Raw genomic sequence first — 25,456 nt, 5'->3', positions numbered from 1 at the left:
ATGTATGAAGGCATCGTCCAGGAACTGATCGACGAACTCGGTCAGCTTCCCGGTATCGGCCCCAAGTCAGCCCAGCGCATCGCGTTCCACATTCTGCAGACCGAGAAATTCGACGTGACCCGGCTCGCCAACGTGCTGCTCGAGGTGCGCGACAAGGTGCGGTTCTGCGACATCTGCGGCAACGTGTCCGAGCAGCCCACCTGCCTGATCTGCCGCGATCCGCGCCGCAGCCCCGCCTCGATCTGCGTGGTCGAAGAGGCCAAGGACGTCGTCGCGATCGAGCGCACGCGCGAGTTCAAGGGTCTCTATCATGTGCTGGGCGGAGCCATCAGTCCCATCGATGGCGTCGGCCCCGATGATCTGCGCATCCGCCAGTTGATGCAACGCCTCGCCGACAACACCGTGCAAGAGGTGATCATCGCAACCGACCCGAACCTCGAGGGGGAGGCCACCGCCACCTACCTCTCGCGCCTGCTCACGACCCTCGAGATCAAGGTCACGCGCCTCGCCTCCGGACTGCCCGTCGGCGGAGACCTCGAATACGCCGACGAGGTCACCCTCGGCCGCGCCTTTGAGGGCCGTCGTGAGGTCACCCACTAGCGCGCTAGCAGCGGTGACCGGCATCAGCCAAGTAATGCGCGTCCGCTTCACCGCTCAGCGAACCCGTCCATCCCACTGCCGCACGGCGTCACATGGCGCGGCCCGCGAGCACCAGCATTTAGGATGGAAACTTGGACGCGGCCCGAACGACAGGCCCGCACCCCCCATCTCAGGAGTGACATGAGCTTGATCGTGCAGAAGTTCGGCGGGTCGTCCGTCGCCGATGCTGAAAGTATCAAGCGGGTCGCCAAGCGCATCGTCGACACCCGCAAGGCCGGCAATGAGGTCGTCGTCGCCGTGTCAGCAATGGGCGACAGCACCGACGAACTGCTCGACCTCGCCCACCAGGTCACCCCGCTGCCCGCCCCGCGCGAGCTGGACATGCTGCTCACGGCCGGTGAACGTATCTCGATGGCGCTGCTCGCGATGGCCATCAAGAGCCTCGGCTACGACGCCCGTTCCTTCACCGGCAGCCAGGCCGGCATGATCACGGATGCCCGCCACGGCTCCGCGCGAATCGTCGACGTCACTCCCGGCCGCATCCGATCGGCCCTCGACGAGGGCGCCGTCGCCATCGTCGCGGGCTTCCAGGGTTTCAACCGCGATACCAAAGACATCACCACCCTCGGCCGCGGCGGCTCAGACACCACCGCCGTCGCCCTTGCCGCCGCCCTCGGCGCCGATATTTGCGAGATCTACACGGATGTCGACGGCGTCTTCACCGCCGATCCGCGCGTCGTTCCCCGCGCCCGCAAACTGGAGCGGGTCACCAGCGAGGAGATGCTCGAGCTGGCAGCCTCTGGGGCCAAGGTTCTGTATATTCGTGCTGTGGAATATGCCCGCCGCCACGGCGTCACGCTGCACGTGCGCTCCTCGTTCAACAACAACACCGGCACCATCGTCTACAACGCCGCGACCGCGCGAGAAAATGGAGAAATCGTGGAAGAGCCAATCATCGCCGGAATCGCCGCTGACCTGAGTGAGGCGAAGGTCACCGTGGTCGGCGTGCCCGACATCCCCGGCAAGGCCGCGCTCATCTTCAAGATCGTCGCCCGCACCAACGCCAACGTGGACATGATCGTGCAGAACGTGTCCGCTGCTTCCACCGGGCTCACCGACATCTCGTTCACTCTGCCCAAGTCGGAAGGCCAGCAAGTGCTCACCGCGCTGACCAATGAGAAGGACCTCATCGGGTTCACGAGCTTGCAGTACGACGACCAGATCGCCAAGCTCGCGCTGGTCGGCGGCGGTATGCGCACCAACACCGGCGTCTCGGCGAAACTGTTCGAGGCGCTCTACGAGGCCGGGATCAACATCGAGATGATCTCCACGAGCGAGATTCGCATCTCGGTCGTCACCCGCGCCGACACCATCAACGAAGCGCTCCGCGTGGTGCACAGCGCGTTCGGGCTCGACGGCGAAATCGAAGCCGTCGTGCACGGCGGCTCCGGCCGCTAGGGCGCACTCCACCCGAACAGATGCCGGCCCCGGAGCCCGGCCTCACCGACACTCCCGTCTCGTAGCTCCTGCAATTTGTCCGGATGGTTTTCAACTCCCACGTAATTTCGTGGGCGTGCTTGTTCGGGCTGGCAAAGTGCAGAAGTTATGCCGGCACAGATCCTTGGCAGCATGAAATGCCCGTGAGGGCGAACGACGTTAGGAAACATACGTGACCACCTCAGCCAGCACAGCCGGCATCAACATCGGCGTCGTCGGAGCCACCGGACAGGTCGGCGCCGTGGTGCGTCGACTGCTCGAGGAGCGCGATTTTCCAGTCAAAAACATTCGGTTTTTCGCCTCGGCACGCTCGGCAGGCACGAGCCTCACCTTCAAGGGCGAGCAGATCACGGTGGAAGACGCCTCGGTTGCCGACCCGACCGGGCTCGACGTGGCCATCTTTTCGGCCGGAGCCACGCTCTCCAAGACGCAGGCTCCCCGCTTCGCCGCGGCCGGCGTGCTCGTCGTCGACAACTCATCGGGCTGGCGCATGGATCCGGACGTTCCCCTCGTCGTCAGCGAGGTCAACCCCGAAGCCATCAAACAGGCCGTCAAGGGCATCATCGCCAACCCGAACTGCACCACGATGGCCGCCATGCCCGTGCTCAAGGTATTGCACGATGAGGCCGGACTGACGCGTCTCATCGTCAGCACCTACCAGGCGGTCTCTGGCAGTGGTTTGGCCGGCGCGTTCGAACTGGCCAGCCAGGTGCGCGTCGCTGCGCAAGACGAGAATCTCCTGCAGCTCGTGCATGACGGCAGTTCCGTTGCCCTGCCCGAACCCACCATCTACGCCCGCCCGATCGCGTTCAATGTGATCCCGCTGGCTGGTTCCATCGTCGACGACGGCCAATTCGAAACCGATGAAGAGAAGAAGCTGCGCAATGAGAGCCGTAAGATTCTCGGCCTGCCCGAGCTGCTGGTCTCGGGAACCTGCGTGCGCGTTCCGGTTTTCACCGGCCATTCCCTCTCGATCAATGTCGAGTTCGCGCAGCCGATCAGCGTCGCGCGTGCCCGGCAACTGCTCACAACCGCCCCCGGCGTCGAACTGACCGATATCCCCACACCGCTGCAGGCGGCCGGGCAGGACGCCAGCTTTGTCGGTCGTATTCGGCAAGATGAAGGCGTAGCGGATGGGCGTGGTCTGGCCCTCTTCATCAGTAACGACAACCTGCGCAAGGGTGCCGCGTTGAACGCCGTGCAGATCGCTGAGATCATCGCCGCCGATCTCGCCGCGAACTAGAGTTCCGTCGTGACCGGCAAGTCGCGTAAGATCTGATCGTGTGAGCCTAATTGGGGTGTCGGGCGTATTGCAGCGCGTGTCTTTTGGCATGTTCACGGCCGTGGTCCTGGTGTTCATTTCGGGGGCAGTCGCCATTGTTCTTGTGCATCCGGGCGCCGGAGTCGCGGCAGCGCTCTTCGGTGTACTGTGCGCGGCCGCACTTGAAATAGCTTGGATTCGAGTGGGCAGTGTGCCCCATCGCACGCCCGCCATCAGCCTGCCTGTTCTGGTCGTTCCGGCGCTGGCCCCGGTGCTGCCCGGCCAAGCGATCATCGGCGTGGTCATGTTCGGAATTATCGTGGCGTTGCTGGTGGAATCCGGCCGGGTCAGTGTGTCCGTCTACAGCGCGGGCCTCGCGGGCATGGGCTGCATGGTCTACTTCCTCATCGTTTGGCTATTGGGCCTGGCTGGTCTGGCCGAGCTGCCAGCGGTCGCCGCGGCATCCGTCGGATATGTGCTGCTCGTACTGACGCTTGAAGTAGTGCGGATGCACCTGATCAATGCCCCCGCCGACAGGGGCGGCCGACCACTTTTCTCGCCCGTGCGCCTGAGTGCACTGCTGGTCGGAGTCGCGGTGTTGACCGTGTTCTCGACCTACTGGGCCCAGATCGGCCTTCCCACACCTGGAACGGGCCGTACTGCCATTCAAACTGCCATTGGCACGCTCGTGGGCAGTTTCACGGTCGCGCTGATCATCATCGTTGTGCGCTCGATTCGGGACATGCGGCGTCGGCTGATCGGCCTCGTGGCCGGCAGCAGCATCCTCAGCGCCACGCGCAACGCCGACTCCGACATCTGCATCTCCGCGGTATTGTGCGAAGCGGCGGCCAGCGCGGTCGGCGTGCAATCCATCACCGTGCAGACCGGCCCCGCCGAGGCCGGAGCGATCGGGGTGCCGGTCATGTTAGAGCCTGGAGAGCTGCGGTTTCTCGTCGCCCGTCGCGACGCGATGGACGGCGCCTTCTCCGGCGTCGACCGGCGCGCGCTGCAAGCCCTGGCGGCCACCGCCGAACTGGCCCTGCAGGTCCGGCAGAATCTGGCCGGCCTCACCATACGGGCCAATACCGATCCGCTCACCGGCCTGCCCAATTACGGCGCGTTTCAGGAGGCCCTCGACACCATCAACAGCACCCGCATTAACGCGGAGGCTATTGCGGTGCTCTTCATGGACCTCGATGGGTTCAAACGCCTCAACGACACCTACGGGCACCAGGCAGGCGACGAGGTGCTGCGGGTTCTCGGTCAGCGACTGCGCCAATCGGTGCGACCGCACGACGTCGTCGCGCGGGTCGGCGGCGACGAATTCGTCATCGTCCTCACCCGCTTGTCGACCCTGGCCGAAGCCCAAGCCATCGCCGAGACGGTCCTGGCGGCTTCCGTTGCGCCGCTCGCCGTGGGCGCCGACATCATCACCCCCAGCCTCAGTATCGGCTTGGCGTTCTCCCTGCTCGTCGAAACAGATGTCGCGTCGCTGGTTCACGACGCCGACCACAGCATGCTCATGGTGAAGAAAAGTCGCCGCCGCGGCGGCCTCGATGGTGACGTGAGCATCAACGTATCGGGTCACCGCTCGTCGCAATTCAACGACACGATCGCCCTCGCGATCGACGAAGACCAGCTGCAACTGGCTTATCAGCCCATCGTCAGTCTCGTGACCGGCCGCATCTGGGCTTTTGAGGCGCTGCTGCGTTACGTCGACCCCGAACTGGGTGCTATTTCACCGCCGTCGTTGGTGGAGAAGGCGAAGAATCTGGGCCGGTTCGACAAGCTGACCCGGCAGATTGCCGAGAAGGCAATGAATGCGGCGGCGAAGTTTCGTCTGATCGAACCCGAGATCGTCTGTATGACGATCAACGTTGAAGCCGGACAGCTCGCGCCGGAGCGGCTCGGCAGGTTCGTGGAAGACCTGAACAATCGCTACCCCGAGATTTCGCTCTGCCTGGAGCTCAATGAGCGCTCGGCTGTGCGGTTGTCGATGCAGATTCGCGAACAGGTCAACCGGCTGCGCTCCGGCGGCATTCTGGTCGCCCTCGACGACTACGGATCCGAAGATTCCTCGGTCGATTCGCTCGTGCGCGTGCCCATGGACATCCTCAAAATCGACCGCAGCTTGGTCGACGACCTCGACGACATCCGCCAACGCGAGGTTCTCACCGCCCTGCAGAGTTTTGGCGACACGCTCGAGTACTCGATGATCGTCGAGGGTGTGGAGAACGAAGACATGGCCCGGCGGCTGGCCCAGCTCGGCATTCGCAGCGCCCAGGGTTTTCACTTCGGTGTGCCGCAGGGCTTCACCGCGACCGTCGACCGGCTCGGTGAATTCGGGGCGAAGGCCGTGCTGCCAGTCCACAGGGCGGCCGCCACGGTGCCACCCTCCTGATCCAACGCCGCAGCTGAAGTCGCTCGGCTACCGTTGACCGGAGTGGAAACCGGGCACGGTCGGGCGCATCCGCTCGCAGGGATACACTCGAAAGTGTGAATTCTCAGGGAAGCGTTGACGTAGTCCTCATTGGTGGCGGCATCATGAGTGCCACCCTCGGCACGCTTCTGAAGGAGCTGCAGCCCGACTGGCGCATCGAGGTATACGAGCGCCTCGGCGAGCTGGCCCAGGAGAGCTCGAACCCGTGGAACAATGCTGGCACCGGCCACGCCGGACTGTGCGAACTCAACTACATGCCGCAGGCCCCCGATGGTTCGGTCACGGCCGACAAGGCCGTCGTGATCAACGAGCAGTTTCAGATCAGCCGTCAGTTGTGGGCGCACCTCGTCACGATCGGCGCCCTGCCGGAGCCGAACAAGTTCATCAACTCCACCCCGCACATGACCTTTGTGCACGGCAAGGCCAACGTGGCGTACCTGCGCAAGCGGCACGCCGTGCTCGTCACCCAGCCGCTGTTCGCCGGCATGGAATTCAGCGACGACGCCGAAAAGATCGGCACCTGGACCCCGCTGCTCACCCGCAAGCGTCCGGCCGGCCAGAAGATCGCCGCCACCCGTATCGTGAGCGGCACCGACGTCGACTTCGGCGCTCTCACCCGCCTTCTGTTCGAAAACCTCGGACGGCAAGGGGTCACGATGCACATGAACGAGCAGGTAGTCGGCCTCAAGCACAAAGCGGATGGCACCTGGAACCTCAATCTGCTGCGTCAGGTCGGGCAGACCCGCAGCACCATCAACGCCCGCTTCGTCTTCGTCGGCGCCGGCGGAGGCGCCCTCGCGCTGCTGCAGCAGAGCGGAATCCCCGAAATCAAGGGGTTCGGTGGTTTTCCGATCAGCGGCCAGTTTCTGCGCACCACGAACCCGAAGCTCGTTGCCCAGCACCAGGCCAAGGTCTATGGCAAGGCCGCCAAGGGCGCGCCGCCCATGTCGGTGCCGCACCTCGATACCCGCGTCGTCGACGGCGAAATGTCGTTGCTGTTCGGCCCGTACGCCGGTTTCAGCCCCAAGTTTCTCAAGTCGAGCACCTGGTTCGACCTGCCGTTCTCCATTCGCACGCACAACCTCGGCCCGATGCTCGCCGTCGCCCGCCGCAACTTCGACCTCATGAAATATTTGATCGGTGAGGTGTTCGCGTCGCGGGGCGCCAAGCTCAAGGCCCTGCGCGAGTTCATTCCCGCTGCGGTCTCGGACGACTGGGAGCTCATCACGGCCGGCCAACGTGTGCAGGTCATGAAGAAAGACGCCAAGCTCGGGGGCGTGCTGCAGTTCGGTACCGAGGTCATCACATCTGCTGACGGGTCGATCGCTGGCCTGCTCGGCGCCTCGCCGGGAGCCTCGACGGCCGCGCCGATCATGGTCGACCTGCTGGCCCGCTGCTTCCCCGACCGCATCGAGGGCTGGAAGCCGCGCATCCGTCAGATGATCCCGAGCTACGGCACCATGCTCTCCGACGACCCGGCCGCTGCCGCCGCCTCACTCGCCGCCACCGCCGAGGTTCTGCACCTCAGCAACTAGACCGGCACGGCGCACGACACTTGCTGCCCGGTACCGCTTGGTGCGTCATGGGAGTTTGGTAGGAGGGCGCTGTCAACCCCTTGATTGCGGGAACCATCGGATGTCTACTTAGATCCCAAAGTGGTCCGGAGGCAGTAATTGAACCCGAACAATGGCGTTTCGGATGCTGAGAATTTGCGCGCATCGCAGCTCGGTATCCTCCAGCTCACACCGACGGAATGGTTGGTGCGGGACTCGCAAATTCTCGACGGCGACCCGGCCGCTCTGCTGGGAGTCATCCAGCAGAGTGGGGATGCTTACGAGGTGACAAAGCTCGGAGTGCTCACCACAAGGTGGTTCTACTCCTCGTTCGATCGGGCCCAAGCCAGCTTTCTGGTGCGGGACAACGCGGCACCGCGCACGATGCCGCGTCCACGCACGCCGGTCGCGTCGCACGTGACCCAGTAGTTTGGCCACGTCACAAACGAACCCACGGCCGGGACCCCGCGCCACGCACACCACCCGGGGAGGCGGCGCCGCGTCGTGACCTATATTTCGTAACTGGTGGCATCCGTTGTGGGCTTGGTTGCGTGCTTCTCTTTTTTGTCGGACGCCTCGGTGCGGTCGAGCAGGCCGCTCACCCTGGTTTGGGCCACGGATGCGGCGTCGCGGGCGATGGACTCAGCCTGCGAAACGACCTTCTGTGTGCCGGGTTCGCCCCACAACGCGTGGGCTTTCGCACTGAGGCGGTCGTAGGCCTGGCGTCCGGACCGGGATCCGAGCACGAAACCCGTCGCGGTGCCAGCGAGAAACAGTAGTTTGCCTTTCATGGGTACTCCTTTGGGGTGATGGGTCTAGGCGGTTGGTTCCGCCAGTGCGGGGTCTTCCTCGTCCGCCCCGTGACCGATTAGATCCGGGTTCGATGCCGTGTCGTCGGGGCCGGGGTCGGGGGCGTCCGTGTAATCGGCATCCCGGTTCGCTTCGTTGTCGAGGTTGTCCTGGTCGTCCTCGGCGTCGCTGTCCGGATCGGCCGGGGACGCCGCAGAGGCTTCACCGGCGGTCGACCCGGCCTCGCCCGGGGCTGGCCCGTCGGGACCGGTGCTCGCGCTGGGGACTGGAACGGCGGAATCGGCGGGTTCCTGGGCGCGTTCCTCCGCGTGTTCCTCTGCGGGGCCGTTGGGGCCGTCCGGTCCCACGAGCTGGTCGGGATTACTGGGGGAGCTCGGCGCATCTGGCCCGGCATCAGGCCCGGTATCGGGAGCGTCGAGTGGTGGTTGGTCTATGGGGTCAGAATCGTGGGTCACTGCAATACCTTTCCGGGGGTCAACGGGCGGCAATCAAGTTATACCCCGAACAGGTGCTATTCAGGGAAAATATCCCGCACCGCACCGGGAGCCCGCACCGAGAATCATGCACCGTCGCCGAGGAGCAAAGCGCGCAGCGCCGTTTCGACCGAGACTCGCCCCGCGGGGTTGATGGTTTCACCCGCCCGAAACAGGTCGACAACGCGCGGATCGACGTAACTCGTGCGCGCGATCGCCGGTGTGTTGCCGAGCGCATCGGCGGCCTGCCGCATCGCTTCGGCAATGGCGCGGTCGTCGGCGCGACGGCTCCGGGTTGCTGCGCTCGGCGGCCGTGCCAGGGATGACAACGGCACGGTTCCTGCCGACAAGCTCTGTGCGAAGCTCTGGGCCAGGCTCTGCGCAGCAGCGGCTGTGCCCCGCAGGGTGCGAAAGTCTTTCGCGGTGAATTCGCCCCCGGTGCGTTCCTTGATGAAATCGTTGATGTCGGCCGCCGACACGGCGCTCTCGACATCATCCGATACCCACGACAGCAGGGGCGCTTCCGGGCGGTCGCGCAGTCGGGGGCGCAGGTAGGTCGCGAGGTCGGCATCCGCTATCACGCCCTGAAATTGCTGCCCACTCTTGGCCGGAAAATTCAGCCGCACCACGTCGCCTCGCACCATGACGTGCGAACAGAGCAGTGTCGAAAGTCCGTGGCTGCCATAGGTGTCGGCGTAACGCTCGCTACCGATGCGCAGCGAGGCCCGGTCGAGGATGCGGAACGCAGCGGCGAGCGCCCGGGTGCGCGGCGGGCCGTCGCCGCGCAACTCCCGGGTGACCTGGCCGCGCACCCGTGGAAGCGATTCGGCCAGCTGCAGTGCACGCTCGAACTTCAGGCGGTCCTTCTGTTCGCGCCAGACCGGATGGTAGATGTATTGGCGGCGCCCGGCAGCATCGACGCCGATCGCTTGAATATGACCGTTGGGGTGCGGTGAGATCCACACGTCGGTCCAGGCCGGCGGTATCGCGAGGGCCGCGAACCGCTCCCGTAATTCTTTCTCGGTGACGGGCCCCCCGGCCGGGTCGCGGTAGCTGAAGCCGGTACCCGAGCGCCGCCGAGCATACCCCGGCCGGGTCGGGTCGCTGCGTCGCAGCCGGGTCATGCGGGTGCCATCGAGAGGGGGTGCATGACGGAACAATACTGCGACTTGGTCCAGAGCGGATGTCGAACATCCGGTTTTTTGGGGGACAGCTTGCATTTCACTCGTAGCTGTGTTCGACTTGAAGCATGCGGTGGAACGAACAGAAACTACAGACCGAGCACGTTGGAGCGCTGCCTGGCCTCGCCCGCCTGAACAACCTCGTCCGCAGCGTGCAGACGCCCGAGTTCGCCGGCATCACGTTCCACGAGATCCTCGCCAAGTCGGCGCTGAACCACGTACCCGGGCAGAGCGCGCTGCCGTTCGGCTATACGATCAACCCCTACCGCGGCTGTTCACACGCCTGCACCTATTGCTTCGCGCGGCCCACCCACCAGTACCTCGACCTCGACGCCGGCAAAGATTTCGACAGCGAGATCATCGTGAAGGTCAACGTGGCCGAGGTCTTACGAAAAGAACTCGCGAAACCTACCTGGGGGCGGCATCCGGTGGCCCTCGGTACCAACACCGACCCGTACCAGCGTGCCGAGGGACGCTACCGGCTCATGCCCGGCATCATCGCGGCCCTCGCCGACAGTAAAACCCCCATCTCCATCCTCACCAAGGGAACGCTGCTGCGCCGCGACCTCGACCTGCTCGTCGAGGCGAGCGCGCGTGTTCCGGTCGACCTCGCCATGTCGATCGCCATCTATGACGAAGGACTGCCCGACGATGGACTGCCCAAGGCAGGACTTCCCGACGATGGACCGCGTGCCGGGCTGCAGCAGTCGGTTGAGCCCGGCACCCCCACCACGAAGGCACGCCTGGCCACGGTCACCGCGGTGCGCGAACGCGGACTCGACTGTGGCATCTTTCTCATGCCCATTCTGCCGTTCCTCACCGACACTCGCGCCCACCTCGACGAGGCCCTGCGGCAGGCCAAAGCGGCCGGAGCCACGAGCGTGCTCTACTCCGGGCTGAACCTCAAGCCCGCCGTCAAAGACTGGTACCTGCAGTGGCTGGCCCGCGACCACCCCGAGCTTGTCGGCCGATACCGGGAGCTCTACGCCGGCGGTCAATACGCGCCCAAGGAGTATCGCACCTGGCTCGCCGCCCGCATCAGACCGCTCATCCGCGCGCACGGGCTCGAACGCGGAGTCGTCGACCCCTCCACCGGTGGCGTGCGGTCGAGCGCGCTCCCGGCGTCCCCAGAACGGATGCCCCCACCAGCCACCCGCAAGCCGCCCCACTTCGCGCCCACCCCGGCAGCCGCTAGTGACCTTGCCCAGCTAGTGGTAGGTAGCGCGGTCGGGAGCCCGGTGAACACGGCTCGCCCATCCCTGATCGCCGCCGAACTACCGCCCGAATGGGCGCCCACATTGTTCTGACCCCGGTAACCGCGACCGCACGCGCCCCCGGCGTCCGCCCCCGCACCCACACGCCCCCAACCCCGCCCGCACGCCCCCCCGGCGTCCGCCACCCGCGCCCACACGGCTCGGTCGCAGCCCGGTGGCATACTTAGCGAGGGGGAAATTATGTCTCTAGGGTTACCCGGTCATCTGGTCCAGCAGACGCTCGCGCGCGCTCTCGCGCGGGCCGCGCACTGGTTTGCGTTGACCTGTCTGATGGCGGCGGCGGTGTCGGGCTCCATCCTCAGCCTCAATCGCAGCCCAGAGCTCTGGATCACCATTGTGGTCGTGGTCGCTATGGGCGCCCTGCTCGTGCTCTTCACCCGGCATCGGCGCATCGCGTTGGCCGTTGCCTATTTGATCGTGGGTACCCTCGGCGTTTACGTTTTCACACTGACCGTGCTCGGCGTTCCCGACGTGTTCCCCACGTCGAATATGTACCTCGCCGCCCTGCCCAAGATGGCACTGGTCATGGTCGGCGGCGCCGGATCCACCGCCCTCGGCGGTGTGCTCTGGAGCACCGCAGCCTTTCTCCTGGCTGAGGCCGCCGCGTTCCTCGCGATTCTTGGCACTACGGTGCCGTATCGGACCGACCTGTTCACTCTCTCGACCTACCTCGTTTTGGTCGGTGCCATGGTGCTCGCCGGTATCGACCGCCGCGTCAGCAACGCCGCCCAGCCCGCGGTTCACCGCGCGGTGCAAGAGGGCGCCAACCGGCAGCTGCGCGACGCCCTCGACACTCGCGCCATCGCCCTGCTCAACGATACGACCGTGGCCCAGCTGGTCGACCTGTCCCTGGCCGAACCGGGCGCGCTCTCCCCGGGGCTGCGCGCGAGCCTCAACTACACACTGACCACCCTGCACGACACGAACTGGCTCACGGACATCGACGCCCGCAGTAGCACCGCCCCGCAACCCACGGTCACCGCGCAGCCGACCGCCAGCGACGACTGGCACGCGAGTGCCGTGTACACCGCCATCCGACGGTGTCGTGACCGCGGACTCACCATCGAGGTCACCGGCGATCGCGACGCCCTCGCCCGCCTCGACGCCGGCAGCGACCGCGACGTCGGCCTCGCCGTGCAACAGTGCCTCGTCAACGTCATCCTCCACGCCGGGATCGCCTCGGCCGAGGTCGCTATCGAATCCGACCTGACCACGATCTCACTCCTGATAACGGATGCCGGCCGCGGTTTCACCGAATCGGAATCCGCTTCCGACCGACTGGGTCTCCGGCAGTCCGTGCGGCGCCGCATCGAACAGCTCGGCGGATCAGTGCTCATCTGGAGCCGCCCCGGTGCCGGCACGAGCGTGCGCCTGACCGTGCCCGCGGCACAAGAGCAGAACGTCCCAGTGTCTGGGCGGCCCACCCCATGACCCGCGCCACCCCCACGCCGCGGCGGCCGCGCGCACCGGCATCCGCTTCGCAGCAGCGCCTCGACCCGATCGGAGGCCTCGCCGTGTGGCCCCTCGCCCCGGTTGTCGCCGTCATCGTTGTGACCTACGCCGTCGTCACCACGGCCTCACGCCTGCACGAAATTCAGATCGTTGAGGTCGCCGCGGCCGCCGTTGCCGTGCTCATAATTGCGGCGGCCGCACTCGTGTGGTCGGCTCGCCCCGATCTGGCCCCCTTCACTCGCGTGCGCGCCATCGTGATCGTCGCCCTCGGCGTCACCGCGCATCTGCTCGCCGCGGCGAGCACCTGGCACCTGAACGGCATGATTCAAGATGATTTCGCCCCGATCGGCCTCGGCCTGCTACTGCTCGCCCTCGCGCCCTTCCGGCCGTGGAAAGAGATCCTCGTGCTCGGCGGGTCAGTCGCCCTGGTCGTCGGACTCACGGCCCTCGCGCAGTCGCCCTTCCTCGACGTGCAGACCCTGCCCCTACTGTTCGCGATCATTGCCATGACCCAGGTTCTCGCGCCCACCCTTGCCGGTGCCGCGTACTCGCGTCAGGTCGTCAACTCCATTCACCGCTGGCAGACGGATGCCCGCCGCGCTATCCGAGCGCGCACCGAAGCCAGTCGCGGCCTCCTCGCGCAATCCGTGGTCGACCATCGACTGACCAATCTCGGTGCCGACGTGCTGCCCTTTCTCGCCGACGTTCTCGATCGAGGATCCCTCACCGCCGCCGACGTCAAGCGCGCGCGCTCCCTCGCCTTCCAGGTGCGCCGGGTGCTCGTGGCCGAAGTCGACCACACCTGGCTCGACGACCTCATCGACCGTGAACGCGGGGCACTCAGCAGGCGCGGCCTCACCCCGCTCTGCATCATCGCCGACCCCGAACGCCGCGCGACCGGCTTCGACTCCGACCAGCGCGCTGCCGTCGGCGCCCTGATCGTGGCCCTCTGCACGCTCAAGGGCTTCGACCCCACCAGCCTCGTTGTGCAGATCGACGGATCCGGCGCTGCCCCCACCGACACGGACCACATTACTCAGGCCTTCGGTCACCGCGGAGCCCGCTCGACACCGGCCACCGACACCATGACCATGGCGATCGTCACCGCGGCCCAGGCGCAGGCCGCCGCCCAGGCCAGAGCCCAGGCCCGCGCGCAGGCTCAGGTGCACGCCGCCACCACGCCCCCACGCATGATCATCGACCGGCACAGCAGCGCGGTCCTCGGCGCCGTCGACACCATCACCATTCAGGCCGGTATCTCCCTGCCGTCGATTCAGCGGCGCCGTGCCCTGCGCCCATACCTCAGCGTGCTGCGCGCCGTGTTCACCCGGGTGCGGGTCACCAGCCGGCATCCGCTGCTCACGCTAGAATTTGACGCTGAACGTGGCCAGACCCCGGCCCCCAGAATCAAAGGCTCATAATGGCGAAACTGTACTTCCGATACGGCGCCATGAACAGCGGCAAAAGTACGTCGATGCTGCAGGCGGCCTATAACTATGAGGAGCGCGGGCACCAGGTGCTACTCGCCAAACCCTCGGTCGACACCAAAGGCGACCGCGGCATACTGTCCCGTCTCGGCGTCACCCGAGCCGTCGATTTTCTGCTCACCCCCGAAGCGGATGCTTACGCACTGTTCCAGCAGCACCGCGCCCAGGTGCTCCACCGGTCCGGCCGCGACGTGAGCGCCCTGCTGCTCGACGAAGCCCAGTTTCTGACCGAAACCCAGGTCGACGACCTGCTGCGGATCGCCATTCTCGAAAACGTGCCGGTGTTGGCGTATGGCATTCGCACGGATTTTCAGACCGTCGCTTTTCCCGGAAGTCGCCGTCTGCTCGAGGTCGCCCACAGCCTCGAAGAGCTCAAAACCATCTGCCGCTGCGGGCGCAAAGCCGTTTTCAACGCGCGCAAAATAGACGGCGACTTTGTTTTCGACGGCGATCAGGTGGCTATCGACGGCGAAGAAATCACCTACGAGTCGCTCTGCGGTAGCTGCTACCTCGACGAGAGCCACGGCGTGCTGAACAACCGCAGCCGGCCCGCGCCGACTGAATAGCCGCAACTCGCCGTCAGCGGATCAGCGTTGACCGGCCACCGTCGTGCTGGCAGCCAATATCGTGAGCGAGACGCTCACGGGGCGCCGGGCGCGAGACCCGGCCGCGCGCCGCGCGTATCCGCTATGGGGTGCGCGGCGGTGGCTCGGCCACGATCTGCAGGCCGGTGGCCGAGTTGGCCGATAGGGACAGCGCCTCGACCCAGTCGCGGTTGAGGGTCGGCGTCTTGCTGCCGAAGTATTTATAGGCCAGGGAGATGCCGGGATGCATCCAGACGGTGCTGCGGCCTCCGCCGACGAGGGGGTCATCACGCCAGGAGAAATAGAAGGATTCCCCGCGACGCAGTTTGGCTCCGATCACGAGTTGAATGTGCGCGAGCACACGATCGTCGAAATCGACGGTGATGCTCGAGTCGTATGTTAATTTGCCCATTAGTGTGCCTCGCGTTGGTTCGTCGGCGAACGCGAACGGGCGGGCCGAGTCGCATACAACCACGCTCCCCGTGTGGGAGCGATAAGTGCTTTGCGATTTTGATCCTAGTGAACGCAACGACGGAGCATCTCGCTCAAGTGGCCAGCGCCCAGCCCCCAATGCTGGGCACAGCCCGACCCGTCTCGATGCGCCACGGCTTGTGCCTGCCCGGATTTGGTCGGCATGCCAGCAGCGCCGACACAATGACCGGCGCCTCATGGGCCGAGCACACGTTGAGTGGCTGGGCGCATGTTCGATCGTGCGCCCAGCCACCACGGGTGCGCCCGGACCGCCAGGCCGACCGAAAATTCTCCACAGATCGTCCAAAACCGGGCGCGCTCGGGCCTGCGGGACTAGTCTCACCCCATGGATGACATCAACGAGAACGTCTCGTGGGTCTTTCAGAAGAGAGACGTGTCTCAGCCACGTCTCTGCCCGCAGTGCGGCGACCCCATGCTGGTGTCCTGGCACGGTGACACCTACGACTACGGCTGCGCCAACTACGCCTGCTCGCTTCTGTACTTCGGCCCGCCCTACACCGAGGCCGAGCTGGCCAATGACAGCGCACTCGTGCTCGGTCCGCCGAATTGCCCACGCTGCCTCATGCCCATGGAAGTGGTGCCCGTCGGCCAGTCCTGGCAATTCGCCTGTCAGCAGAATGGATGCGACGGCATCTGGCCCCCCACCGGCCCCTGATCCAGCAAGCCGCCCGCACGTCCCCACCAACTCGACCCCGTCGCCCTAGAGTCGAATCATGTCGAAGACAGAAACCGCCGCCGCCATTGCCGGCCCCCCGGCATGCTCCCAATTGACCGATCTCGCCGAGCGGGTCGTCGCGCTCCTGCCGGCCCGCGGACGCATTCTGGTGGGCATCGCCGGTAGCCCGGGTGCCGGCAAAACGACCCTCGCCATGCAGGTGGTGGCAAAGGTCAACGGTTTGCTCGGCAGCGACGACTCCGCCGTGTACCTGCCCATGGACGGCTTCCACCTCGCCAACGCCACCCTCGATCGCCTCGGCCGACACGATCGCAAGGGAGCCATCGACACCTTCGATGGCTGGGGATTCGTCGCCCTGCTCCGCCGCCTCCTCACCGAAGATGACCACACCGTCTACGCGCCGAGCTTCGACCGTGCCGTCGACGAGGGCATCGCGGCCGAGATCGCCGTGCCGCCAAGCGCGCGTGTGGTCATGGTGGAGGGCAACTACCTGCTCGCCGACTCCGAGCCGTGGATGCAGATCGACGCCCTCCTCGCCGAATCCTGGTTCTGCGAAACCAGCGCGGCCGAGCGTCTCCGCCGCCTGGTCGACCGGCAGGAGCGCCACGGCCGCAGCCCCGAGGCTGCCCTGGCCTGGGCCGAGTCCGTCGACGGCGAGAACGCCCTCTTGATCGACGCCACCCGCCGCCGAGCTACCCGCACCATCTCCGGCCAGTAACCCTCGCCCCTGCGGGTTGCATCGGAATGTAGGGTGGCTGTGGTGGCCGCCGCCGCGCCAGCCCCTCGATCGAACGGACGAACCATGCCCGATCTCGTTTTGCGCTCTGTCACGCAGCTCGGCGACACCAGCCCCTGTGACGTGCAGATCACGGGCGGCGTCATCACGCAGATCGTGCCAGCCGACACCCCAACGGATGCCCCCAGCGTCGACCTCGACGGTCGCACCCTCATCCCCGGGCTCTGGGACGAACACGTGCATGCCACCCAGTGGGCGCTCGCCGGCAACCGGTTCGACCTTTCCGCGGCCGCAGCAGCGCGCGAGGCCCTCGAACTCGTGCGCACGCAGATCACCGAAGCCGTAAGGCCGACCCCGCTGATCGGAGTCAGATTTCGCGATGCCATCTGGGCCGACGCCCCCAGCCTGCGCGCCCTCGATGAGGTGACGGAGGGGCATCCCACCGCCCTGATCAGTCACGACCTGCACTGTGTCTGGCTCAACGCTGCAGCCGCCGAGCGCTTTGGCGTGCGTGTCGACGAGTCGGGTCTGCTGCGCGAACAGGCCGCATTCGAACTCACGATCGCGCTCGGCCAGCTGCCCGACACCGAGGTTGACGCTTTGGCCGCTTGCGCCGCGACCCGGGCCGCCGCCCGCGGAGTCGTGGGTATCGTCGACTTTGAAATGACCTGGAATCGGGACAACTGGCAGCGTCGCATCGTCTCGGGATTCGACGCACTACGAATTGAGGCCGGCATCTACTCCGCCGATCTCGATCGTGCCATCACCGAGCGAATGCACACCGGCCAGAGGGTCGCTGGCACCCGCGGCCTGCTCACGGTCGGTCCGCTCAAGGTGCTCATCGACGGTTCGTTGAACACCCGAACCGCGTTCTGCATCGACGCATACCCGGGCGGCGGGCACGGCGTGCTCACCGTCAGTGAGGACGAGCTGACGGAGGTTCTCCGCCACGCCGCACGGGCCGAGCTGCTGCCGGCGGTGCACGCCATCGGCGATGCCGCCAATACGGTTGCCCTCAACGCCTTTGAACGCGCGCACGTGACCGGCCGCATCGAGCACGCCCAGTTTCTCCGGCCCGCGGACTTCGCTCGCTTCGCCCGTCTCGGCGTGACGGCGAGCGTGCAGCCCGAGCATGCGCTCGACGACCGCGATACGGTGGAACAGAACTGGGCTGCGGGTGCCGACCGCGTCTTCGCGTTGCGCTCGCTGCTCGACGCCGGCGCCACGCTCGCGTTCGGATCCGACGCGCCCGTCGCGCCCCTCGACCCCTTTACCGCCATGAGCGCCGCGTCGTCGCGGGCCCGCAGTGATGGGCGTGAACCCTGGCGCCCCGACCAGGTCATCACCCGCCGGCAAGCCCTCGCCGCCTCAGCGCGCGGACGCACCCGGCTGCACGTCGGCGACGTGGCCGACCTCGCCATCCTCGACGGCGACCCGCTACAGGTTTCCGACGCCACCTTCGAGCGGATGCCGGTGGCCGCGACCCTCCTGGCCGGTCGGGTCACCCACGGGGCCGCACTGTTCGCCAGCGCGGAGTGACCTAGCCGAACCGCCCCGACACGTAATCCTCGGTCGCCTGCACACTCGGGTTCGAGAAGATCGTCGTCGTGTCGTCATACTCGATGAGCTTGCCCGGCTTGCCGGTACCTGCAATGTTGAAGAACGCGGTGCGGTCCGACACCCGTGAGGCCTGCTGCATGTTGTGGGTCACGATCACGATCGTGTACTCGCTCTTCATCTCTTCGATGAGGTCCTCAATGGCGAGCGTCGAGATCGGGTCGAGCGCCGAGCACGGCTCGTCCATCAGAATCACGTCGGGTTCGACCGCAATGGCGCGGGCGATGCACAGGCGCTGCTGCTGCCCGCCGGAGAGGCCCGATCCGGGCCGAGCGAGGCGGTCCTTGACCTCGTTCCACAGGTTCGCACCGCGGAGGGCTTTTTCGGTGAGGTCGTCGGCATCCGTTTTCGACATGCGTCGGTTGTTGAGTTTCACGCCGGCCAGCACGTTGTCTTGGATCGACATGGTCGGAAACGGGTTCGGCCGCTGAAAGACCATGCCGACCTGGCGGCGCACGAGCACCGGGTCCACGCCGGGGCCGTAGAGGTTGTTGCCGTCGATGAGTACCTCACCCTCGACACGTGCGCCGGGGATGACCTCGTGCATGCGGTTGAGCGTGCGAATGAACGTGCTCTTGCCGCAACCACTGGGCCCGATGAACGCGGTCACCGTACGCGGCTCGATCACGATCGAGACGCCCTCGACGGCCAGGAAATTGGTGTAATACACGTTGAGATCGTTGACTTCGATGCGCTTGGACATATGTCCCTTTCTAGGAGCTTTCTAAAAGCGAGTGAGAAGAATTAGCGGCCCAGTTTGGGCGAGAACCAGTAGGCGATCAGTCGGGCGAGCCCGTTGAGCAGCATCACGATCAGGATCAGGGTGAGCGCTCCGGCCCAGGCGCGGTCGACGTAGGACTGCGCGTCGGCGCCCTGGTTGGCGTACTGCGTGTAAACGAATACCGGCAGCGTCATCATACGTTCGCTGAACAGGTCGTAGTTCATGCTCGACGTAAACCCGGCAATGATCAACAGCGGAGCCGTTTCACCGATCACACGGGCAATCGACAGCATCACACCGGTGACGATTCCCGCAATGGATGTCGGCAGCACGACCTTGAGAATGGTCAGCCACTTCGGCACCCCCAGTGCAAAAGCCGCCTCGCGCAGTTCGTTCGGCACGAGCTTGAGCATCTCTTCGCTCGAGCGGACCACCACGGGAATCATCAGCACGGTCAGTGCGATGGACCCACCAAAACCAAAGCGGATACCCGGGTCGTTGAACAAAAGCGCGAACAGCGCGAAGGCGAAGAGCCCGGCGACGATCGAGGGGATTCCAGTCATCACGTCGACGAAGAAGGTGATGGCCCTGGCGAGCCGGCCACGGCCGTATTCAACGAGGTAAATCGCGGTGAGCAGCCCGATCGGCACCGAGATGAGCGTGGCAACGCCGGTAACCAGCAGGGTGCCAATCACCGCGTGCAGCACGCCGCCGCCGCCGCCGACCACGTTGCGTTGTGACTCGGTGAAGAATGTCGGCGTCAGAAAGGCGGGCAGCCCGTTCACGACGGTGGTGTAGATGATCGACACGAGCGGCAGCAGGGCAATGATGAATGCGGCCGTCACGAGTGCCGTCACCAGCCGGTCCATGGCTTTGCGCGAGCCTTCCACCAGGCGAGAGAGCACGTAGAGGGCCACGCAGTAGAGCACAGTGCCGAACACGACCGTGCCCACCAGGTTGAAGCCGTCGACCGTTCCCGACAGGTAGAGCATCGCGAAGACGGCGGCCGAAACAGCCCAGCTCGCCAGAAGCACCCAGAGCGACGAACGCCGCGGCAGTTTGCCTGCGGTGAGCGAATTGGTGAGCGGTGCGGCGTCGATGACGGAGGACATCAGTTGGCTCCCGAAAATGCCTTACGGCTGTTGATTACGACTCGGGCCAGCATATTCACGAGCAGCGTGACCACGAAGAGCATGAGGCCGGTCGCGAGCAGAATATTCACGCCCACACCGTGCGCCTCAGGAAAGTTGAGCGCGATATTCGCGGCGATCGTGTTGGAATTCTGGGACGTGAGGAGTTGGAAGAAGACGTCAGGGCTGGGGGAGAGCACCATGGCCACGGCCATGGTCTCGCCGAGCGCACGGCCGAGGCCGAGCATCGAGGCCGAGATGATGCCCGGCAGACCGAACGGCAGCACGGCCATGCGAATCATTTCCCATCTGGTGGCGCCCAGGGCCAGCGCAGCCTCTTCGTGCAGCAGCGGGGTCTGCAAAAAGATCTCGCGGCAGATGGCGGTGATGATCGGCAGGATCATTACGGCGAGCACAACGGAGACGGTCAGGATCGTTCGTCCGGTGCCCGAGACAGGGCCGGCGAAGGGGAGGAACCAGCCGAACCAATCGACGAGGGTGGTGTAGAACGGCTGCAGGAGAGGGGCCAGCACGGTGATGCCCCACAGGCCGAACACGACCGAGGGAACAGCGGCCAGCAGGTCGATGAGGTAACCGAGACCCTGCGCAAGCTTGCGCGGTGCAAAGTGCGAGATGAAGAGGGCGATACCGATGGCGACCGGTACCGCCATGATCAGCGCCAGAATGGCCGAGTAGACCGTGCCGAAGACGAGCGGGCCCACGTACGACCAGAAATTGGTGATATCGCCGTCGAAAGCGGAGGGGTCGGCGACAAAGGCCGGGAGACTTTCGACCAGCAGAAAGATGGCCACGGCGGCGAGCACGGCGAGAATCAGGCTGCCAGCGATGACAGTGGCCGACGAGAAGATGCGGTCGCCGGGTCGCTGCCTGGCCTTGATAGTCGTGGCGGCAACTGTGGTCATGCCGGTCTCCTAAGTAGCGTCGTGCTGGTGAAATTGTGTGAAATCGAGGGTGTGGTGACGGCTGGACGCAACTGGCCGTTAAACCCCAGTCTGCCCGATCCGCTCCCGCACATGTGCGGGAAGGGACCGGGCAGGTGTGTGAAATTGTTACTTGACGGTCGCGAGTACCGCGGCGACGTTGGCTTCGAGCTCGCCGGTCAGCGGCGCGACTCCGGCGGCTTCCTCAGCAACCGTCTGGCCGGCTGCGCTGGCGATGTACTCGATGTAGGCCTTGACGAGCGCGCCCTGGGCGGCATCGGCGTACTCGTTGCAGACGATCGCATAGCTCACCAGAACGAGCGGGTATTCCGCCGGGTTGGTGGTTTTGCGGTTCAGCTCGAGCGCGAGATCATCGGCAGCCCGGTCGGCCACGAGGGGTGATCCGGCGACAACCTCGGCCGCGGCTTCGGGGGTGTACGCCACGAAGTCGGAGCCGACCATGAGCTTGGCGGTGCTGAGCGATCCAGCCTGCGAAGCATCGGCGTAGCCGATGGTGCCCACGCCGTTGGTGACGGCCGAGACGACTCCCGAGGTGCCCTGGGCGCCATCACCCGTGGAGAACGGGAAGGTGTCCGAAGCTTTTTCGGTCCACACGTCGGGTGCGGTCTGGCCGAGGTAGTCGGAGAAGTTCTTGGTGGTACCCGAGTCGTCCGAGCGGTGCACGGCGGTGATCGCGGTGGCCGGCAGGGTTGCGTCGGGGTTCAGGGCTGCGATCGCGGCGTCGTCCCAGCTGGTGATGGTGCCGGCGAAGATCTTGGCGAGCGTGTCGGCATCGATGTTGAGCTCGTCAACACCTTCGACGTTGAAGATCACGGCGATCGGGGAGATGTAGACGGGCAGGTCGACAGCCTTGCTGCCCGGGGCGCAGGAGGCGAACGTGCCGGCCAGTTCCTCGTCGCTCATGAAGGAGTCGCTGCCAGCGAAGTCGGTGCCGCCGGCGATGAAGGCTTCGCGACCCGCTCCGGAACCGGTCGGGTCATAGTTGACCGTGACCTCGGGGTTGGCGGTCTGGAATCCAGCGCGCCAGGCTTCCTGCGCTGCGCCCATCGAGGAGGCGCCGGCGCCGTTGATCGTTCCGGAGAGCGTGCTGGCTGATGCATCGTTGCCGGTTATGGCAACATCGCCTTCGTTTGCTGCACAGGAAGACAGGGCAAGGCCTGCGGCAATGGCGATGACCGCGGGGCGGCCGAAACGCTTGAAGTTCACGTGATTCCCTTTCGAGGGTTTGAGAAGACTGTGATTTCGGGTGCGGGGCCGGTGCTGGCCCGGTTTGAGGTTAATCCGGTCAAGTAACCGCCGACCGACCTTCCGGTAAACAGAAGGTAAACGTGCGATAACGGTGGACCGGGAGCTTCAGGCCGAGGCGGGGTATGTTTCTATGGCGAGGATGCCCGCGGACGGGTTCTCCGACGACAGGTGCACGATCGCAAACCCGCCGGTGTCCAGGTCCGCGGCGTCAAACAGCGCCGACGAGGTCTGACTTCCCGTGGCCAGGGCGATCTCGCGCAGAATCTCCGGCAGCACTGGTCCGTGGCTGCACAGAACGGCCGTCTTGCGGGCACGCACCCGCTTGCCGACGACGGCGCGAACATCAGCTTCACCGCTCTCAAGAGCGTCCTGGCTGATCAACTCGGTCTGCTTGATCGGGATGCCCGTTGCGGCAGCCAGCGGCGCCACCGTCGTGACACACCGCGTTGCCGTGCTGGAAATAATGCGCAGCGGCCGCCACGCAGTAATCGTGTCGACCAGGCTTGCCGCCTGCTTCACTCCGCGGGCGGTCAGCGGGCGACGCGCGTCTGGCCCGGCGCTGGTGCGCGCCGCCGCCTTGCCGTGCCGGAGCGCGATGACGGCGAACGTGCGGGTCACGCCGGCATCGACGAGGGCCGAGAACGTCTCGAGAATCCGCACGTCGGCCGGGTAACTCAAATAGGTGCGCGCCTTTTTAATGGTGACCCATTCGATCGCGGCGACCTCACCGTTCGGTACGAACGTCGAGCGGGCAATGGCCTCGGGGGTGATCTCGGCGGCCCAGTAGTGCACGATCTTGGTGCGCTCATCCGGCATGTTGTAATGCGAGATACCGAGCGGAACCCCCAGCGCCACGGCCAGCCCGGTCTCTTCCTCGACCTCGCGCACCGCGGTGCGCGGCAACGTCTCGCCCGGGTCGACCTTGCCCTTGGGAATGGTGACGTCGCCGTGCATCGTGCGGTGGATGAGGAGCACGTGCATGCGGCCGTCGATCAGGCGCCAACAGACAGCTCCGGCGGCGTATACGTCCGTGGTCCTGTCCGCCATCAGCGACGCCCCGTCGGCCGCTTGCGCGCGCTGATCTGCGCCATCAGCCGATTCTGCATGTCATCGAGGTGAACACCGTGCTCGTCAACGTCGTGGCGGGTCCACTGGCCGGTGTCATCGAGCCACCAGCTGGAGGTGCGCGAGTCCATGGCGCGTTCGAACAGCGCCTCGATCTCGACCAGGTGTTCCGGGTCGATCAGTCGCACCAGCGCCTCGACTCGGCGGTCGAGGTTGCGGTGCATCATGTCGGCGCTGCCGATGTACACCTGCGATTCGCCGAGGTTGTGAAAGCTGAAGATGCGCGAATGCTCGAGGTACCGGCCCAGAAGAGACCGCACCCGGATGTTTTCGCTCATGCCAGCAACCCCCGGCTTGAGGCTGCAGATGCCGCGCACCCAGACATCGACATGCACGCCGGCCTGGCTGGCCCGGTACAGCGCATCGATGATGTCCTCGTCGACCATCGAGTTGACCTTGATACGGATGCCGCTCGTCTTACCCTGCAGGGCGTTATCGGTTTCGGCCTGAATCTGCTTGAGCAGTGCCTTGCGCAGGTGCAGCGGAGCCACGAGCAGGCGCTTGAACTTCTTCTCAATGGCATAACCCGACAACTCGTTGAACAGGCGGGTGAGGTCTTTGCCGACCTGGGCATCCGCTGTCAGCAAGCCGAGGTCTTCGTAGATACGGCTGGTCTTCGGGTTGTAGTTGCCGGTACCGATGTGGCTGTAGTGCCGCAGCACGCCCTTCTCGTAGCGCACGACGAGGGCGAGTTTGCAGTGCGTTTTCAGGCCGACCAGCCCGTAGACCACGTGCACGCCGGCTTTTTCGAGCTTGCGCGCCCAGGTGATATTCGCCTGCTCGTCGAAGCGGGCCTTGATCTCGACCAGGGCGAGCACCTGCTTGCCGCTGTCAGCGGCGGCGATGAGCGCCTCGACGATGGGGCTGTCGCCCGACGTGCGGTACAGCGTCTGCTTGATGGCGAGCACATTCGGGTCGGCCGCGGCCTGCTCCAGAAACGCCTGCACGCTCGTCGCAAACGACTCATAAGGGTGGTGCAGCAGTACGTCATGGTTTGCCACGGCCGCGAAGATGTCTTGCTCGGCGTTCGGCTCGCTCGGCAGCAGCTGGGCCGCCGTGGTGGGCACATGCTTGACGAAGTGCAGGTCAGGCCGGTCGATGCGCAGGTCGAACAACCCGCCCAGGTCGAGCGGTGCTGGCAGGTGATAGACCTCCTGCTCGGTCACGTCGAGCTCGCGCACGAGCAGGCCGAGGGTGACCTCGTCCATGTCCTCGGTGATCTCCAGCCGAATCGGGGGGCCGAACCGGCGCCGCAGCAGCTCCTTCTCGAGCGCTTTGATCAGGTTTTCGGTCTCGTCTTCGTCAATTTCAACGTCTTCGTTGCGGGTGACGCGAAATACGTGGTGTTCCAGAATTTCCATGCCCGGAAACAGGTCGCCGAGCTGGTTGGCGATGAGATCTTCGAGCGCGATGTAACGAATGCGCTCAACCGACTCCCGGCGGTCGACTCGCACGAAGCGCGGCAGCATGGGGGGCACCTTGAGCCGGGCGAACTCCTGCTTGCCGGTTTTGGTATTGCGCACCCGCACGGCCAGGTTGAGCGACAGGCCCGAAATATAGGGAAACGGATGCGCCGGGTCGACGGCGAGGGGCATCAAAACCGGAAAAATCTGGTTGGAAAAATAGGTACGGAGCGAACGACGATCGGAGTCATCGAGGCTCTGCCAGTGGACGACGTCAATCCCAGACTCGGCGAGGGCTGGCCGCACGAGGTTCTGGAAGGCGAGGGCGTGGCGGTCCTGCAGAGCGTGGGCGGCCGACGAAATATCGCTGAGCACGTCGTGCGGGGCACGGCCGACGTTGGTCGGTACGGCCAGCCCGGTGAGGATGCGGCGCTTCAGGCCGGCGACGCGCACCATGAAGAACTCGTCGAGGTTGCTGGCGAAAATGGCAAGGAAGTTCGTGCGCTCCAGTACCGGCAGCGTTTCGTCTTCGGCGAGTTCGAGCACCCGCTGGTTGAAGGCGAGCCAGCTCAGCTCACGGTCGAGGTAGCGGTCGTCGGGCAGCGCCGGGTCGAGTTTTCCGAAAAGTGGGTCAAAATCGTCATCAAAGTCTGTGCCCAGTCCCGAGTCTGCCTGGGTGATTTCGCCGTCCATCTATCCATCCTGACACCGTTGGTCACGCCGCCGCGACGAAC

General features: G+C 65.4%; 23 protein-coding genes. 13 read left to right on the top strand and 10 right to left on the bottom strand.

The window, feature by feature from the left end:
- The 6 genes from recR (at window position 1) to E3N85_RS07355 (ending at window position 7,780) form a co-directional block, all read left to right on the top strand.
- Window positions 1–600 (top strand): recombination mediator RecR, encoded by a 600-nt coding sequence (recR, locus tag E3N85_RS07380; protein WP_134461491.1) that lies wholly within the window; start codon window positions 1–3, stop codon window positions 598–600.
- 180 nt (window positions 601–780) lie between these two features.
- Window positions 781–2,058, top strand: a complete 1,278-nt coding sequence (locus E3N85_RS07375) for an aspartate kinase (protein WP_134461488.1) — start codon at window positions 781–783, stop codon at window positions 2,056–2,058.
- Window positions 2,059–2,269: 211 nt separating this feature from the next.
- Window positions 2,270–3,340, top strand: coding sequence for an aspartate-semialdehyde dehydrogenase (locus tag E3N85_RS07370; RefSeq protein ID WP_134461485.1), 1,071 nt, complete (start codon window positions 2,270–2,272; stop codon window positions 3,338–3,340).
- 40 nt (window positions 3,341–3,380) lie between these two features.
- Window positions 3,381–5,759 carry a bifunctional diguanylate cyclase/phosphodiesterase gene (locus E3N85_RS07365; protein ID WP_134461482.1) on the top strand — a complete coding sequence of 793 codons (2,379 nt, stop codon included), beginning with the start codon at window positions 3,381–3,383 and terminating at the stop codon, window positions 5,757–5,759.
- Between the two features lie 95 nt (window positions 5,760–5,854).
- The gene (locus E3N85_RS07360) at window positions 5,855–7,333 is read left to right on the top strand and encodes a malate:quinone oxidoreductase (protein ID WP_134461479.1); all 1,479 of its coding nucleotides are present in this window, start codon (window positions 5,855–5,857) and stop codon (window positions 7,331–7,333) included.
- A 174-nt stretch (window positions 7,334–7,507) separates the two neighbouring features.
- On the top strand, window positions 7,508–7,780 hold the full coding sequence (locus E3N85_RS07355; RefSeq protein ID WP_134461476.1) for a hypothetical protein: 273 nt from the start codon (window positions 7,508–7,510) through the stop codon (window positions 7,778–7,780).
- A gap of 80 nt (window positions 7,781–7,860) precedes the next feature.
- Here E3N85_RS07355 and E3N85_RS07350 read toward each other — a convergent pair whose 3' ends face one another.
- The 3 genes from E3N85_RS07350 to E3N85_RS07340 form a co-directional block, all read right to left on the bottom strand.
- Window positions 7,861–8,142 carry a hypothetical protein gene (locus tag E3N85_RS07350; protein ID WP_134461473.1) on the bottom strand — a complete coding sequence of 94 codons (282 nt, stop codon included), beginning with the start codon at window positions 8,140–8,142 and terminating at the stop codon, window positions 7,861–7,863.
- A gap of 24 nt (window positions 8,143–8,166) precedes the next feature.
- The gene (locus tag E3N85_RS07345) at window positions 8,167–8,616 is read right to left on the bottom strand and encodes a hypothetical protein (RefSeq protein ID WP_134461470.1); all 450 of its coding nucleotides are present in this window, start codon (window positions 8,614–8,616) and stop codon (window positions 8,167–8,169) included.
- 104 nt (window positions 8,617–8,720) lie between these two features.
- Entirely contained in the window at window positions 8,721–9,758 is a 1,038-nt protein-coding gene (locus E3N85_RS07340) for a DNA topoisomerase IB (protein ID WP_134461467.1), read from the bottom strand.
- A 125-nt stretch (window positions 9,759–9,883) separates the two neighbouring features.
- Here E3N85_RS07340 and E3N85_RS07335 point away from each other — a divergent pair, with 125 nt between their 5' ends.
- From E3N85_RS07335 to E3N85_RS07320, 4 genes are all read left to right on the top strand, one after another.
- On the top strand, window positions 9,884–11,122 hold the full coding sequence (locus E3N85_RS07335; RefSeq protein ID WP_134461464.1) for an Rv2578c family radical SAM protein: 1,239 nt from the start codon (window positions 9,884–9,886) through the stop codon (window positions 11,120–11,122).
- 147 nt (window positions 11,123–11,269) lie between these two features.
- The gene (locus tag E3N85_RS07330; RefSeq protein ID WP_134461462.1) at window positions 11,270–12,520 is read left to right on the top strand and encodes a sensor histidine kinase; all 1,251 of its coding nucleotides are present in this window, start codon (window positions 11,270–11,272) and stop codon (window positions 12,518–12,520) included.
- Window positions 12,517–13,962 (top strand): hypothetical protein, encoded by a 1,446-nt coding sequence (locus tag E3N85_RS07325; RefSeq protein WP_134461459.1) that lies wholly within the window; start codon window positions 12,517–12,519, stop codon window positions 13,960–13,962. Before E3N85_RS07330 ends, E3N85_RS07325 begins: the two co-directional genes overlap by 4 nt.
- Entirely contained in the window at window positions 13,962–14,594 is a 633-nt protein-coding gene (locus E3N85_RS07320) for a thymidine kinase (protein WP_134461457.1), read from the top strand. Before E3N85_RS07325 ends, E3N85_RS07320 begins: the two co-directional genes overlap by 1 nt.
- Before the next feature lie 121 nt (window positions 14,595–14,715).
- On the opposite strand, the gene E3N85_RS07315 is transcribed toward E3N85_RS07320, so the two are convergent.
- The gene (locus E3N85_RS07315; RefSeq protein ID WP_134461454.1) at window positions 14,716–15,024 is read right to left on the bottom strand and encodes an ATP-dependent DNA ligase; all 309 of its coding nucleotides are present in this window, start codon (window positions 15,022–15,024) and stop codon (window positions 14,716–14,718) included.
- 405 nt (window positions 15,025–15,429) lie between these two features.
- Here E3N85_RS07315 and E3N85_RS07310 point away from each other — a divergent pair, with 405 nt between their 5' ends.
- The 3 genes from E3N85_RS07310 (at window position 15,430) to E3N85_RS07300 (ending at window position 18,055) form a co-directional block, all read left to right on the top strand.
- On the top strand, window positions 15,430–15,759 hold the full coding sequence (locus E3N85_RS07310) for a hypothetical protein (protein WP_134461451.1): 330 nt from the start codon (window positions 15,430–15,432) through the stop codon (window positions 15,757–15,759).
- A gap of 58 nt (window positions 15,760–15,817) precedes the next feature.
- Complete coding sequence (locus E3N85_RS07305; RefSeq protein ID WP_134461448.1) at window positions 15,818–16,498, top strand: nucleoside/nucleotide kinase family protein; 681 nt, start codon at window positions 15,818–15,820, stop codon at window positions 16,496–16,498.
- An 84-nt stretch (window positions 16,499–16,582) separates the two neighbouring features.
- Window positions 16,583–18,055 carry an amidohydrolase gene (locus E3N85_RS07300; protein ID WP_134461445.1) on the top strand — a complete coding sequence of 491 codons (1,473 nt, stop codon included), beginning with the start codon at window positions 16,583–16,585 and terminating at the stop codon, window positions 18,053–18,055.
- A gap of 1 nt (window position 18,056) precedes the next feature.
- Here E3N85_RS07300 and pstB read toward each other — a convergent pair whose 3' ends face one another.
- The 6 genes from pstB to E3N85_RS07270 all read right to left on the bottom strand — a co-directional run bounded on the left by pstB (window position 18,057) and on the right by E3N85_RS07270 (window position 25,415).
- On the bottom strand, window positions 18,057–18,836 hold the full coding sequence (gene pstB / locus E3N85_RS07295) for a phosphate ABC transporter ATP-binding protein PstB (protein WP_134461442.1): 780 nt from the start codon (window positions 18,834–18,836) through the stop codon (window positions 18,057–18,059).
- A 41-nt stretch (window positions 18,837–18,877) separates the two neighbouring features.
- Window positions 18,878–19,966, bottom strand: coding sequence for a phosphate ABC transporter permease PstA (pstA, locus tag E3N85_RS07290; RefSeq protein ID WP_134461439.1), 1,089 nt, complete (start codon window positions 19,964–19,966; stop codon window positions 18,878–18,880).
- Window positions 19,966–20,907, bottom strand: coding sequence for a phosphate ABC transporter permease subunit PstC (gene pstC, locus E3N85_RS07285; RefSeq protein WP_134461436.1), 942 nt, complete (start codon window positions 20,905–20,907; stop codon window positions 19,966–19,968). Before pstC ends, pstA begins: the two co-directional genes overlap by 1 nt.
- A gap of 147 nt (window positions 20,908–21,054) precedes the next feature.
- Window positions 21,055–22,152, bottom strand: a complete 1,098-nt coding sequence (gene pstS / locus E3N85_RS07280) for a phosphate ABC transporter substrate-binding protein PstS (protein ID WP_134461433.1) — start codon at window positions 22,150–22,152, stop codon at window positions 21,055–21,057.
- A gap of 147 nt (window positions 22,153–22,299) precedes the next feature.
- A complete protein-coding gene (locus tag E3N85_RS07275; RefSeq protein ID WP_134461430.1) occupies window positions 22,300–23,241 on the bottom strand; it encodes an NUDIX hydrolase in 942 nt (313 codons plus the stop codon).
- Window positions 23,241–25,415 carry an RNA degradosome polyphosphate kinase gene (locus E3N85_RS07270; RefSeq protein ID WP_134461427.1) on the bottom strand — a complete coding sequence of 725 codons (2,175 nt, stop codon included), beginning with the start codon at window positions 25,413–25,415 and terminating at the stop codon, window positions 23,241–23,243. Before E3N85_RS07270 ends, E3N85_RS07275 begins: the two co-directional genes overlap by 1 nt.
- Between the last annotated feature and the right edge of the window lie 41 nt (window positions 25,416–25,456).

Source organism: Cryobacterium sp. Hz9 (assembly GCF_004402825.1).
Taxonomy (GTDB): domain Bacteria; phylum Actinomycetota; class Actinomycetes; order Actinomycetales; family Microbacteriaceae; genus Cryobacterium; species Cryobacterium gelidum.
Note: the sequence above shows the minus strand (reverse complement) of the source record. Positions and strands in the feature narration are given on the sequence as shown.

Coding starts and splice junctions, on each gene's coding strand:
- recR (WP_134461491.1), top strand. CDS start 1: ATGTATGAAGGCATCGTCCAGGAACTGATCGACGAACTCGGTCAGCTT.
- E3N85_RS07375 (WP_134461488.1), top strand. CDS start 781: ATGAGCTTGATCGTGCAGAAGTTCGGCGGGTCGTCCGTCGCCGATGCT.
- E3N85_RS07350 (WP_134461473.1), bottom strand. CDS start 8,142: ATGAAAGGCAAACTACTGTTTCTCGCTGGCACCGCGACGGGTTTCGTG.
- E3N85_RS07340 (WP_134461467.1), bottom strand. CDS start 9,758: ATGACCCGGCTGCGACGCAGCGACCCGACCCGGCCGGGGTATGCTCGG.
- E3N85_RS07335 (WP_134461464.1), top strand. CDS start 9,884: ATGCGGTGGAACGAACAGAAACTACAGACCGAGCACGTTGGAGCGCTG.
- E3N85_RS07330 (WP_134461462.1), top strand. CDS start 11,270: ATGTCTCTAGGGTTACCCGGTCATCTGGTCCAGCAGACGCTCGCGCGC.
- E3N85_RS07325 (WP_134461459.1), top strand. CDS start 12,517: ATGACCCGCGCCACCCCCACGCCGCGGCGGCCGCGCGCACCGGCATCC.
- E3N85_RS07320 (WP_134461457.1), top strand. CDS start 13,962: ATGGCGAAACTGTACTTCCGATACGGCGCCATGAACAGCGGCAAAAGT.
- E3N85_RS07315 (WP_134461454.1), bottom strand. CDS start 15,024: ATGGGCAAATTAACATACGACTCGAGCATCACCGTCGATTTCGACGAT.
- E3N85_RS07310 (WP_134461451.1), top strand. CDS start 15,430: ATGGATGACATCAACGAGAACGTCTCGTGGGTCTTTCAGAAGAGAGAC.
- E3N85_RS07305 (WP_134461448.1), top strand. CDS start 15,818: ATGTCGAAGACAGAAACCGCCGCCGCCATTGCCGGCCCCCCGGCATGC.
- E3N85_RS07300 (WP_134461445.1), top strand. CDS start 16,583: ATGCCCGATCTCGTTTTGCGCTCTGTCACGCAGCTCGGCGACACCAGC.
- pstB (WP_134461442.1), bottom strand. CDS start 18,836: ATGTCCAAGCGCATCGAAGTCAACGATCTCAACGTGTATTACACCAAT.
- pstA (WP_134461439.1), bottom strand. CDS start 19,966: ATGTCCTCCGTCATCGACGCCGCACCGCTCACCAATTCGCTCACCGCA.
- pstC (WP_134461436.1), bottom strand. CDS start 20,907: ATGACCACAGTTGCCGCCACGACTATCAAGGCCAGGCAGCGACCCGGC.
- E3N85_RS07275 (WP_134461430.1), bottom strand. CDS start 23,241: ATGGCGGACAGGACCACGGACGTATACGCCGCCGGAGCTGTCTGTTGG.
- E3N85_RS07270 (WP_134461427.1), bottom strand. CDS start 25,415: ATGGACGGCGAAATCACCCAGGCAGACTCGGGACTGGGCACAGACTTT.